Origin of the sequence: Hymenobacter aranciens (assembly GCF_030580865.1) — a bacterium.
Taxonomy (GTDB): domain Bacteria; phylum Bacteroidota; class Bacteroidia; order Cytophagales; family Hymenobacteraceae; genus Hymenobacter; species Hymenobacter aranciens.
The window spans coordinates 39458-51989 of the sequence record NZ_JAUQSY010000008.1 but is presented as its reverse complement, the minus strand read 5'-3'; the positions used below and the strand labels follow the sequence as shown (position 1 = coordinate 51989).

The window sequence follows — 12532 nt, the reverse complement described above, 5'->3', positions numbered from 1 at the left end:
GCAGGTGGCGCCTAGCGGAGCTCGTAGGCTACCCCCAGCAGCAGCGCGGCGCCCCAGGGATGGCGGGGGGCTTCGCCGATGCGCTCACGGTTGAGGGGGGTGAGGAGGTAGGTGAAAGTGGGCTGGGCCAGCAACTCGCAACGCGGGCTGAAGTGGTAGCGCGCTTCGAGGGCCAGGCTGCTGCCCAGGCCCCACTGCCGCGTGGCGGCGCTGGTGCTGGCAAAGGTGCCGGTCATGAGCGGCACAGTGGTAATTTCGGCGGCGTGGAAGAGGTAGGTGGCCTCGGCGCCAGCCAGCAGGCCTAGCTGCCAGCGCAGGCTGGGCTGCCAGGCGTAGCCCAGGCGTACGGGCAGGCTGAAAAACTGGTAAGATTTACGATACTTACGCACGACCACGAACGAGTCGATACGCACAGCGGATGGGTCGAGGCTGGAGGTGATGTTAGGGAAGTAGCGCTGGCGCAGGGTGCTTTCGGTGGCGTACTCGGCGGCGCCTAGGCCGGCACTCAGGCTCCAGTGAGTCTTGAAGTTGTGCCGTAGACTAAACTGCGCGCTGCCGCTACGCGTCGCCTGCTCCTCATCGGTTACCATCGTGACGAAGGAGGCGGGCACATTGCCTGCCGTGCGGCTCGGCGAGCCCAGCCGGACCCCCGTGAGAGCGGGCCCAAACAATGTTTGCGCGACCCAACGCGCCGGTGGGGGCACCGCAGCCATGCTACGCTGGATGGGCTGAGCGGGAGACTCGGGCAGCGGCGAAAGAAGCGGCGCGGGCAGGGTGGGCTGGCGCAGGGCCAGCTGGTCGTAGGCCAAGGCTAGAACGGCGGCTGCGGCGGGCTGGTCAGCCGCAGCCGCCCGTAGCGGTTGGCCTTTGGCTGGCGTAATAGTGTTGGCAGCAGTTGTTGTGGGTTGGTCATGCTCAACGCTGGCGCTTGCCGTCGTCAGGGTTGGGTGGGGCACTGGTCGAGTCGAATTGTGAATGCTTTTCGAAGCTCCAGAGGCAGTTGCCAGGTCACGGGGTAGTTGCGTGCGGGCTGCGCCAGAGCGGATTTTTCTGGTTGCTATGGTGGCGAAGGTTTGTGCTTTCAAAATCCGGCCAGCCGCCCCAGGCCGCGCCGAAGGATGAGCACCAGTGGCAGTTGATACGGAGGAATGAGCCGCTGCTGCGGCCCGGGTATTCCTGGTCGGGCCGCTGCTGGACGGTGTCGGCCCGGCCGCGCTGATGGCCGCCGAGCGACTCGCGCGAGCGACCTCAACCAGTGCGTCGCCTGCCGAGCTCCTGGTGGCAGCCACCGGTGCTGAGGAAGTGGCCACTGCTGGCGCGGCTTTGGTAGTCACAGTAGTTGTTGCTGGCGTGGTAGATGCTGAAGCAGGTGTTTTCGAGGATGCGGCGGCAGTAGCTGGCGTAGCCGCTAAGGCCGTAGTAGTGGCCGAAGCCACTGTTGCGTCGGCTGCCGTAGGTGAGGTGCTGGTGGTGGCCACGCGCGGCCCGGCCGGGGTTGGCAAGCCATTGGGGGCATCCGGCGCGCGCCGGTCAGCCTGACCCGCCACGGTGGGCCGGCGCAGGGGGCTCAGCTCCCAAGCCTGCCAGCTCACTACGCCCGTCACTAGGAGCAGCAGGGCCAGCAGCGCCACGCTCCAGGCCCGGCGCCGCCGCCGCTGCGGCAGCGCCACCGGCGCCGGCAGCTGCTGCCGGATGCCGGCCCACAGGTGCGCGGGCGGCTCCTGGCCGTAGTCGGCCAGTTGCTCGCGCAAGGCATCAAATAATGGGTCGGGTTTCGGGTCGGTCATGGCAATTGAAAGGAATTTTGCGCCACCAGGCGGCTTTCGAGCAGGCGGCGGGCGCGGGCCAGCTGCGATTTGGAAGTGCCCTCAGCGATGCCGAGTAATTCGGCGATTTCCTGGTGCGAGTAGCCCTCCACGGCGTAGAGGTTGAGCACGGTGCGGTAGCCGGGGGGCAGCGTTTCGAGCAGGGCCAGCACGTCGGCGGCGGCCAGCTGCTCCAGCGCCGAGGGTTCGGCGGCGGGCAGGTCGTCGGCCAGGTCGTCGAGGTCGGCGCCGGGGGCGGGGTGGCGCAGGCGGTGCTGCTCCACGGCGTGCAGCGAGGTGGTGACGGCAATGCGGCGGGCCCAGGCTTCGAAGGGGCCCTGGCCGCGGTACTGGTCGAGGCGGGTAAATATTTTGACGAACGTATTTTGCAGGGCGTCCTCGGCTTCGGCCCGGCTGGGGCAGTAGCGCAGGCACACGCCCATCAGGTTGTAGGAAAGTTTGCGGTACAGCTGGTATTGCGCCGCCGACTCGCCCCGCCGACAGGCGGCCAGCAAGGCTTCATCAATCGCAGGTAGCGGTGGCGGCATACTCAGGCAGAAAATCAGGCGCAACAAAGCCGGCGCCGGGAGCTGCGCAACGTTCGCCGCGCCGGCTTCTGCACTTCTGACCGATGGCAAGGCGGCGCGGTTGCGCGTTCCGTAAATTTATTTCTTTTTCAGCGGGAAGCGCTAGCTTGCTGCCGACATCTCCAACTCTTGCCGGCGGCCGACGCCAGCCGGCCCCATCTCTTTCGCCATGACCTTTTACCACATCGACGCTTTCACCGACACGCTTTTTGCCGGCAACCCGGCGGCCGTGTGCCCCCTCGACAGCTGGCTGCCCACTGAGCTGATGCAGCAGATTGCCGCCGAAAACAACCTGGCCGAAACCGCCTTCCTCGTGCCCCGCGCCGACGAGCCCGGGCACTACGACATCCGCTGGTTTACGCCCGCCGCCGAAATCGACCTGTGTGGGCATGCCACGCTGGCCTCGGCCCACGTGCTGTGGCGGCACCGGGAGGTGGGGGGCGAGGTGCTCACTTTTCACAGCCAGAGCGGGCCGCTGCCGGTGCGCCGCGAGGCCAGCGGCCGCCTCACGCTCGACTTCCCCTCGCGCCCGCCGCAGGAGCTGCCCGCGCACCCCACGGGCCTCGCGGATGGCCTGCGGGCCACGCCGCTGCAGGTGCTGGCGGCCCGCGACGTGGTGGCGCTTTTCGGCTCGGTGGCCCAGGTGCAGGCCCTGCGGCCAGATTTTACCCGGCTGCTCGACGTGGAGTACCTCGGCGTCATCGCCACCGCGCCGGGGCCCGAGGGCATCGACTTCGTGTCGCGCTTTTTCGGGCCCCGGGTGGGGGTGAACGAGGACCCCGTGACCGGCTCGGCGCACAGCACGCTCATCCCGTACTGGGCCGCGCGGCTGGGAAAAACCGAGCTGCGGGCGCGGCAGGTTTCGCCCCGCGGCGGCGATTTGTGGTGCCGCCTACGCGGCGAGCGGGTTGACATTAGCGGCTACGCCGTGACCTACGCGGTGGGCGAGCTGCTGCTTTGAAATGCGGGCCGGCGGGGGCGCCACGTTGGTCGGCCCGTAGCTGACGATAACGCCCGCAATGCCCTATAACGACAAGAGGGCCACCGTTGCCGGTGGCCCTCTTGGCTTTTGGTGGGTAAGCACAATGGCTTATTCCACCACGACGCGCCGGGTGAGCTGCTGGCCGTTGCAGTCGAGGCGCAGGACGTAGACGCCGGTGGGCAGAGCTTGTACATCGACGCTGAGGCTGGTCGTGAAGGCCGGCAGGGTACGCACCGACTGGCCCAGGGCGTTGTAGAGCACGCCGCCGCTGGCCGCGTGGCCCGCCGCCAGCCGCACGGTGAAGGTGCTGGTGGCCGGGTTGGGGAACAGCTCCAGCATGGTGCCGCGGCTGGCGGCCGCGGTACCCGTGATAACCACCGCCACCGGGGCCGAGGCAGCCGAGGCGCAGCCAGTGGCCGAGGTGACGACGAGCGTATAGTTGCCGTTGCCGGCCGGGCCGGGCACGACGTAGGTCGCGCCCGTCGCGCCGGGGATGGCCACCCCGCCCAGGTACCACTGGTTGCCGGCCGGGGCGCTGCTCGTGAGCGTGCCGGGGCTGGCCTGGGTGATGACGGGCGTGGCGGGCAGGGGCTCGACGGTAACGGCCGTGGCGGCCGAGGTGGCGGCGCAGCCGGCGGCATTGGTAGCCGTGACGGTGTAAGCGCCGCTGGCATTGACGGTGATGCTGGCCGTGGTGGCGCCGGTGCTCCACAGGTAGGAGGCCCCGCCGCTGGCCGTGAGCACCACGCTGCCGCCCTGGCAGAACGTGGTAGCGCCGCTGGCCGCAATGCCGGCCGTGGGCAAGGCATCGACGGTAACGGTGGTGGCGGCCGAGGTGGCCGTGCAGCCGGCCGCATTAGTGGTGGTCACGGTGTAGCTGCCCGCCGTGCTCACGGTGATGCTGGCCGTGGTGGCGCCATTGCTCCAGAGGTAGGACGTGCCGCCGCTGGCGGTGAGCACTACGCTGCCGCCCTGGCAGAACGTGGTAGCTCCCCCGGCCGCGATGGTCGCCGTGGGCAGGGCTTCGATAACGACGGGCGTGGCGGCCGAGGTGGCTGAGCACCCGGCGGCGCTGGTGGCCGTGACGGTGTAGCTGCCGGCCGTGCTCACGGTGATGCTGGGCGTAGTAGCCCCATTGCTCCAGAGGTAAGAAACGCCGCCGCTGGCCGTGAGCACCACGCTGCCGCCCACGCAGAAAGTGGTCGGCCCACCGGCCGTGATGGTGGCCGTGGGCAAAGCGTCCACGGTGACGGTGGTGGCCGCCGAGGTGGCGGTGCAGCCGGCGGCGTTAGTGCCGGTAACCGTGTAGCTGCCGCTGGCATTGACGGTGATGCTGGCCGTGGTGGCGCCGGTGCTCCATACATAAGATGTGGCGCCGCTGGCCGTCAGGACTACGCTGCCGCCGGGGCAGAAGGTGGTGGGGCCACCCGCCGCGATGGTCACCGTGGGCGGGGCTGCTACGCTGACCGTCGTGGGGGCCGAGGTGGCAGAACAGCCGGCCGCATTGGTGCCCGTGACGCTGTAGCTGCCAGCGGTGCTGACGGTGATGCTGGCCGTGGTGGCCCCATTATTCCACAAGTAGGTGCTGGCGCCGCTCGCGGTGAGGGTCACGCTGCTGCCCGGGCAGATGCTGGTCGGGCCGCTGGCCGTCACGGCCACGCTGGTGGGCAGGGCATTTACCGTGACGGCCGTGGCCGAAGAGGTGGCCGAGCAGCCGGCCGCATTGGTGGCCGTGACGGTATAGCTGCCGCTGGCTGTAACCGTGATGCTGGGCGTAGTAGCCCCATTGCTCCACAAGTAGGACGTGCCGCCGCTGGCCGTGAGCACTACGCTGCCGCCCTGGCAAAACGTGGTGGGCCCGCCCGCAGTGATGGTGGCCGTGGGCAGGGCGTTGACGGTAACAACAGTAGCGGCCGAGGTGGCGGAGCAGCCCGCGGCAGTGGTGCCGGTAACGATGTAGCTGCCGCCAGCCGCCACGGTGATGCTGGCCGTAGTCGCGCCGGTGCTCCAGAGGTAGGAGCTAGCCCCGCTGGCGGTCAGCGTCACGCTGCCGCCCTGGCAGAAGGTCGTGGGGCCGCCGGTGCTCACCGTCACGGTGGGCACGGCGTTGATGGTAGCCGCGACGGCCTGCCGGGGGCTGGGGCAGCCGGTGCTACTGAGCGCGCTCACGTAGTACGTGGTGCTCGTGCTCAGGCTGGGAGTGGTGTAGCTGGCGCCGGTGACGCCCGCGATGGCCGTGCCGCCGCTGGCCTGGGTGTACCAGGCGTAGCTGCCGCCGGCGGGAGCGCCGCTGGCCGTGAGCGTGACCGCGCCGGGGCCGCAGCGGCCAGCCGGGGTAGCCATGGGGATGCCCGGGGTGGGCGTGACGCTAACGGCCGTGGCTGCCGACGTAGCCGCGCAGCCCGCCGCACTGGTGCCGGTGACGGTATAGCTGCCCGTCGTGCTCACGGTGATGCTGGCCGTAGTGGCGCCGGTGCTCCACAAATACGTGGCGGCGCCACTCGCGGTGAGTACCACGCTGCCGCCCTGGCAGAAAGTAGTGGGGCCGCCAGCACTCACCACCACGGTAGGGGCGGGGTTAATGGTGGCCGTCACCACTTGCCGGGGGCCTTCGCAGCCGGGGCCGGAGCTGATGGCGACGTAGTACGAGGTGGTCGTCGTCAGAATAGGAGTAACGAAGGTGGTGTTCGTGCTGGTGAACAGTGGCGTGGCGCTGGTGGCCGTAGCGTACCAGTTGTAGGTATTGCCGGCCGCGCCGTCGGCACTTAGCACCACCGTGTTGCCGGGGCAGGCCGAGGCGCCCTGTACGGTGGGCGTGTAGCGCACGCACAGGCTGCTGGTGCTGGTGGCGGTGCCTGCGGGCGTCGTCACCTGAATGGTGCCCGCGGCCAGGCCCGCCGGTACCACGAAGGTGAGGCTGGTGCCGTTGGCCGCTACCGTCACGCCCGTTATGCTGGTGTTGCCCACGAGCACGGTGGCGCCCGTCAGGTTGGTGCCGGTGATGGTGACGGTGCCGCCGGGCGCCACGGGGTTGGGGCTGATGCTGCTGATGGTGGGGGGCGCCGCCAGGCCGGTGCCGGCCAGGGCTACGGTGTAGGTGCCGATGTTCGAGGTGATAACCAGCGTGCCGGTGCGGGCGCCGTCGGCCGTCGGGCCGAAGGTGACGCCCACCGTGGCCGTGCCGCCGTTGGCCGCCACGCTGGTGGGCACGGCGCCGCTGATGGCAAAGTCGCCCGTGGTGGCGATGCCGCTAATGGTCAGGGCCTGGGTGCCGGGGTTGCTGAGCGTGAAAAGAACGGCGGCCGACACGGTACCCGTGCTCCGGGCCGCAAACGTGTAGGGCGTGGGGCCGTTGTTAGGGTAGGCGGTGGCGCCTTGCGTCACGGCCAGCTGCGGCGAGGCCACTACCAGGCTGGTGCTGCTGGTGGCGGTGCCGCCCGACGTCGTGATGGCAATAACCCCGGTGCCCACGCCGGCCGGCAGGGTAAAGGTGAGGCTGTTGCCGGCGCCGTTCACCGTGAAGCCCGTCACAGGCACCCCGCCCACAGTTACCGCGGAGGCAGTAAGCAGATTCAGGCCAAACACGGTAACGACCGTGCCCGCCGTGCCCGTGCCGGGCGTGAAAGAAGTAATGCTGGGGGCCGGTACCGTGAGGCAGATGCTAAAGCTGCCATCGGTGGGGAAGGGCACGCTGGTGCTGGTGAAGGGATAATAGCGCACGAAGTAGCGCGTGCCCGTCGTGAGGCCGGTCAGGGTGATGCTTTCGGTGCCGCTCACGCCCGCGTTGGCCACGGCATTGGCGCAGGTGCGGCTGCTGAGGCTGCCGCAGGCCCCACCGTTAAATACTTCGAGTACCCCATTGAACACGCTGGTGGCGCGCACGGTGGGCGTGAGGCCGGTGGCCACGAAGCTAAACCAGGCATCGCGGGCCGTGGTGGAGGTAAGCGCGCTGCACGCCGTGGGCGCTTGCGACTGCGTGGCCAGGGCCACGCTGGCCAGCGTGGGCACGCAAGTGCCGCTGGCCGTGAGGGGCAGGGCGCCGGCGCAGTCATCGTAGGCGGGCACGGTCACGGTGAAGGGCGTGGCGGCCGTAACGGTGCCGCCGGGGGTGGTGAGGGCCAGGGCCCCGGTGAGGGCCAGGGCGGGCACCACGACGCCCGTAATCTGGGTGCCGGCGGCGTTTACCACGAAGCCGGGGGCCACGGCCACGCCGCCAATGGTAATCTGGCTGGTGGCGGTGAGGTTGGTGCCGGTGATGGTGACGGTGGTGCCGGCCGGGCCGCTCGTGGGGGTGAAGCTGCTGATGGTGGGGGCCAGCACGCTGAAGAACACCGACGTCATGCCGGTGCCCTGGTCGGGGTTCGACACCACCAGGTCGAGGCGGCCATCGCGGTCCACGTCGGCGGCCAGCACGCTGCCGGGGCGGCCGACGCTCTGGTACACCACGGCCGGGCCGAAGGTGCCGGCGGGCGTGCCCAGGTTCACCAGTACCTGCCGGAGCGGGGCGGCATTGGGGCCGACGGAGGCCGTCATCAGGTCGAGGATGCCGTCGCCGTTGAGGTCGGCCATGTCGAAGTTCTGGAACGTGTAGCTGCTGCCGTTGTAGAGGGTGCGGGCGCCGAAGGTGCCGGTACCGGTACCCAGGCGCACGGCAATGGAGGCCCCGTTGATAGTGCTCGGGCCGCCGAAGTTCACGGTGGCGATGTCGAGGTTGCCGTCGCGGTCGATGTCGCCCAGCACGCTACGCACCGAGGCCACCCCCGTAAAATAATCCACGGCCGTGGCGTAGCCGCCCCCGGCCTGGGCGAGCAATACCGAGAAGCTTTGCCCGCCGCTGTTGGTGGTCACAATATCCAGGCGGCCGTCGTGGTTGAGGTCGCCCAGGGTAACGTGGCTGGGGGCGAAGTCAACCGTGTAGACGCCCACGCTCACAAAGCGCGGCGAGGCATTGCCGGTATTGCGCATCACATTCACGCTGCCCAGCGAGCCGTTGGTCGGGTTCGACTGCGCGCAAACAATGGCGTCGAGCAGGCCGTCGCCATCCACGTCGCTCAAGGCCACGGAAGTGGGCCTGCCCGAGGTCGGGCAGCTGCTGCCGCTGCCGAAGCCCCCGCCGGCCTGGGCCAGGAAGATATCCAGCGTAAAGCCGTCGACGGTGCCGGTCCAGTAGGGGTTGGCCGTTACCATGTCGGTGCGGCCGTCGTTGTTCACGTCGCCCAGCGCTACCGTAATGGGCTGGTGGGTGGTGGGGTAGTCGGTTTTGGGGCCAAAGCTGCCCTGGCCGTTGCCGGGCAGCACGGAGATGGTAAAAGCTTGCAGGTTGGCTGTAATCAGGTCGAGCTGGCCGTCGCCGGTCACGTCGCCCACGGTCATGAACTTGCTGCTGGAAGTGTTCGAATCGGTGCGGTTGGCGAAGCCCCCCGAGCTCACGCCCGAGGCCATGCGCAGCGTAAAGTCGGCCAGCGCGAGGCTGGCGCCGTTGCTGCTCACGATGCTGGGGGGCAGCACCACGCGCACTTCTTCGCCGGGCTCGAAGGCCGGGCCCGTCAGGGGCACCGTGGCAGTAAGGCCGCTCACGGTGGCGGGGCCGGCGGCGCGCGTGCGGCCCGAGCTCACGCCGTAGGCCCGGATGCCGGCCAGCGAGGCCACGGTGGGCATCTGCGAAAACACCAGCTCCAGCGGCGCGCCGGCCGCCAGGGTGGCGGCGGGGCCCGGCGCGTAGTCGAGCAAACGGAAGGCAGGGGCCGTGAGAGTAAAGGTGCTGCTGGCGCTGCCGCCGGCCGTAGTCACGGTGAGCGGGCCGGTCTGGGCAGCGGTGGGCACCACCACGCCGGTAAGCTGGGTGCCGGCGGCGTTTATGCCGAAACCGGTGACGGTAATCGTGGTGCCGTTGAAGCTGCTGAAGGTAAGGCTGGAGATGCCCTGCAGGTTGCTACCGTTGATGGTGATGCTGGCACCGGGCAGGGCCGAGGCGGGGCTCAGCGAGGTGATGACCGGCGCAATGGCCGCGCCATTGAGCAGCACATCCGACACGCCCGAGCCGATGCCCAGGCTGCCGGGAGCCGAGGTGCCAATCGTGAGCAGGTCGAGCTGCTGGTCGCCGTCGAGGTCGCCGATGGCCAGCTCGCGGCGGCTGATGGCCGTGCCCGTAGCGTAGGTATAGGCCGGGCCAAAGGTGCCGGGGCCGGTGCTCAGGCGCAGGTTGAGGCCGGGCGTGCCCTCGGTGGTGCCGCCGTTGTTCTGGCTCACGCTGGCCAGGTCGGGGCGGCCGTCGCCGTTGAGGTCGCCCAGCGCCAGCTGGCGTACGGTGTGGCCCATGTCGTAGGTTTGGGCCGGGCCGAAGGTGGCGCCGGCCTGGCCGGGCCGCACCGAGGCCAGGCGCGAGCCGGCGGCGGTGCTCACCAGGTCGAGGCGGCCGTCGAGGTCCACGTCGCGCAGCAACACCTGCTGCGGACGCTCAGTGGCGTAGTTGGTGGCGGTGCCGAATATCGTGGTGCCCGTGCCGCCCAGCAGCACGCTATACCCGGTGCTGGTGCCCACCACCAGGTCGAGGCGGCCGTCGGCATCGAGGTCGCCCAGGGCCAGGGGGCCGGGCGTGGTGCCGGTGGCATAGGTGCGGGGGATGAGGCTGCTGCCCGTGGCCAGCACGGCAGTTACGGAGTTGGCGGCGGCATTGCTCAGCACGATGTCCAGCTGGCCGTCGGCGTTCACGTCGCCCAGCACCAGGTCGGTAGGCACGGCGCTCAGCGACAAGTTGGTGGGCAGGCCGAAGCCCGTGGTAGTGCCGGGCAGCACCCGCAGGTAGGGGCCGCCGCTGCCCGATAAGGTAAAGAGCGATACCACGTCCGGGCGGCCGTCGCCGGTCACGTCGCCCACCGCCAGCGACAGGTTGTTGGCGTTGGGATTTAAATCATAGTAGCTGCTGGCTGCAAAGCTGCCACCGCCTTGTCCCAGGCGCACGATGAGCTCGTCATCCATGGCAAACACCAGGTCGTTGAGGCCGTCCCCGTTGAGGTCGACCACGGTGGCATCGCGGGTGTCGAAGCCCGGGCCGTGGTTGGCCTCCTGCCGGTTCAGAAACACGGCCGCCGCCGCCGCCGCTGCGGTCGAAAACTGGTACACGTAGGGCCGGGCCGCCAGGCCGGCGCTGCTGCGCACCGTGCTGGGCACGGTCACGCTCACCACCTCGCCGGGCAGGAAGCTGCTGGCCAGGGGCAGCGTGGCCGTGGTGCCGCTCACGGTGGGTGGGCCGGCCGGCCGGGGCCCGCTCTGGCTGCCAATTACTTTAATGTTAGTAGCCGATACCGCCGTGGGGGCCTGGCTAAACGTGACGCCCACGCCAGTGGTCACCGGGGCGGTGGGGGCCAGCGCGGCGGGGGTGCTGCCCGTTACCGTGAGCTGGGCCTGGGCCGGCAGGGCCGCCAGCCCCAGCAGCGCGAGCAGCCCGCCTGCCCGGCATTGCCACGAAAAAAACCCGCCGGTAGAGCGGGCAGGAGTAGTAAGGGGTAACATCATAAGTGGAACGGTGGATGATTTAAACAAATGTACTGCCCAAGGCCCACAAATCGACCGGCAAGCAACTATTGCACAGCTACCAACCCGCCCGGTAGCCGCCCGGGCATTGCCGGCTGCGTACCGACCCGGCCACCTGGCCCCAGCCGCTAGCTGCTTTATAGCTGACAAGCCCCTTATTGCTCTGAAATTTTGCATGCAGAGCTAGGGTCAGATGCTTGTTGCTCGCTATTTTTCTATTGGCAGGTGCTACAAGCAGCCCGGTAAGCGCACTTTTTTTACTGGCTGGTCCTACAAGCAGCTAGTTAGCCTTGCTTTTTTTACTGGCAGGCACTCCAGGCAGTTCGTTGCCCCTCCTTTTTTTAGTAGGGAGCACTGCAAGCAGCGCGTGGCCCCGGCTTTTTTTAGCGGTCGGCCCTGCCAGCTGCCAGAGGGGGGCGTCAGCATAAAAAAGCACGGCAGCAAGCCGCCCGGCTGGCTCCGCTGCGAAACCAGACCGGCCCCTAAGGATGAGAACGATGCGAAAACGATAAAACATATTGGTTTTTTGCGTCGCTTCGTTTACATTTGGCCGGCAATTGTGCCGAATGTCTTTCTCTCATCTTTAATTTTTTGCAAATGACCACCATTCTGGAGGGCGCTTTTCAACAAAATCCGTTCGAAAACCCCACGTTCACCCCCGCCCGCAAAATCGTATTTGGCCTGGACGAGGCCAGCCGCCTCGAAGCCCTCGACGCGGCCATTTTTGCCAGCCACATCGACCTCACCCGCGCCTGCTGCGAAGCCCTGAGCGCCGCCCTGGGCAGCACTGGCTCCAGCCTGAGCCAGCAGACCGGCGCCACGGCCAGCACCAACGAAAAGCTCGCCGCCGTGCGCTACGCCATCGGCAGCAACGCTCCGCTCGTAAAAAAACGCGTGCAGGGCGACAAAAGCCTGCTGAAAAAGATTTTTACCACCCACGTCGAATACTTCACCACCGAGCTCAACCACACCAATGCCGCCGAGCGCCTGGACGAGATGAGCAAGAATCTGAAAGCCAACCCGACGCTGGTAACCAAGGAAATTACCGAGGAAATCAACGGGGCCATCAAGGCCTACTGGGACGACCGCAAAGTGCAGACCACCGAGAAAACGGCCGTCAACACCGGCCGCCTCAATAGCAGTACGGCCGAGCAAGCCCTCAACCAGCAGCTCTGGCTCAACGAGTGTGCCGTGGTGCAGGCTTACCCGGCCCCCGAGCAGCTCAAGCAGCGTCAGGCGGCCACCAACCACGCCCTGCTGCTGCGCGTCAGCAACGGCAGCCACGCCAGCACCTTCGCCGATTTTATCCAGCCCCAGCTCACGGCCGATGTGGTGGCCGACACCCTGCCCGCCGCCACCAAGCGCCTGGTGCTGGCCAACCCCGGCCCCGTGCGGCTCTGCTTCGCGCTCAGCGCCTCGCCCACCGAGTTTCCCAGCACCGGCGTGGTGGAGATAGTGCCCGGCGCCCAGCAAAAAATGAAGCTGCAAGGCTTAGGCGACCCCACTGTGCTGCCCTACCTGCTGGTGCACAACCCCACCTCCGAGCTGGGCCAGTATAAGGTGACGCTGGGGTAGGGGTGGGCCAGCGCCCCAGCACTTGCGGCGCCGCGCTCATTCCTACTCCC

At 68.2% G+C, this 12532-nt stretch carries 5 protein-coding genes; 2 read left to right on the top strand and 3 right to left on the bottom strand.

The features are described from left to right. Nucleotides 1–11: 11 nt before the first annotated feature. Nucleotides 12–1787 carry an outer membrane beta-barrel protein gene (locus Q5H93_RS13000; RefSeq protein ID WP_305006974.1) on the bottom strand — a complete coding sequence of 592 codons (1776 nt, stop codon included), beginning with the start codon at nt 1785–1787 and terminating at the stop codon, nt 12–14. Beyond that, nucleotides 1784–2353, bottom strand: a complete 570-nt coding sequence (locus Q5H93_RS12995; protein WP_305006973.1) for an RNA polymerase sigma factor — start codon at nt 2351–2353, stop codon at nt 1784–1786. The genes Q5H93_RS13000 and Q5H93_RS12995 overlap by 4 nt, the downstream gene beginning before the upstream one ends. Nucleotides 2354–2561: 208 nt before the next feature. On the opposite strand from Q5H93_RS12995, the gene Q5H93_RS12990 reads away from it, so the two are divergent. Beyond that, nucleotides 2562–3353 (top strand): PhzF family phenazine biosynthesis protein, encoded by a 792-nt coding sequence (locus Q5H93_RS12990; RefSeq protein ID WP_305006972.1) that lies wholly within the window; start codon nt 2562–2564, stop codon nt 3351–3353. 129 nt (nt 3354–3482) lie between these two features. Here Q5H93_RS12990 and Q5H93_RS12985 read toward each other — a convergent pair whose 3' ends face one another. Continuing rightward, nucleotides 3483–10889 carry a beta strand repeat-containing protein gene (locus Q5H93_RS12985; RefSeq protein ID WP_305006971.1) on the bottom strand — a complete coding sequence of 2469 codons (7407 nt, stop codon included), beginning with the start codon at nt 10887–10889 and terminating at the stop codon, nt 3483–3485. Nucleotides 10890–11504: 615 nt separating this feature from the next. Here Q5H93_RS12985 and Q5H93_RS12980 point away from each other — a divergent pair. After that, entirely contained in the window at nt 11505–12482 is a 978-nt protein-coding gene (locus tag Q5H93_RS12980; RefSeq protein WP_305006970.1) for a hypothetical protein, read from the top strand. Nucleotides 12483–12532 lie beyond the last annotated feature (50 nt).

Excerpts from the sequence above, each read along its gene's own strand:
- Q5H93_RS12995 (WP_305006973.1), bottom strand. The coding sequence starts at position 2,353 with ATGCCGCCACCGCTACCTGCGATTGATGAAGCCTTGCTGGCCGCCTGT.
- Q5H93_RS12990 (WP_305006972.1), top strand. The coding sequence starts at position 2,562 with ATGACCTTTTACCACATCGACGCTTTCACCGACACGCTTTTTGCCGGC.
- Q5H93_RS12985 (WP_305006971.1), bottom strand. The coding sequence starts at position 10,889 with ATGATGTTACCCCTTACTACTCCTGCCCGCTCTACCGGCGGGTTTTTT.
- Q5H93_RS12980 (WP_305006970.1), top strand. The coding sequence starts at position 11,505 with ATGACCACCATTCTGGAGGGCGCTTTTCAACAAAATCCGTTCGAAAAC.
- Q5H93_RS13000 (WP_305006974.1), bottom strand. The coding sequence starts at position 1,787 with ATGACCGACCCGAAACCCGACCCATTATTTGATGCCTTGCGCGAGCAA.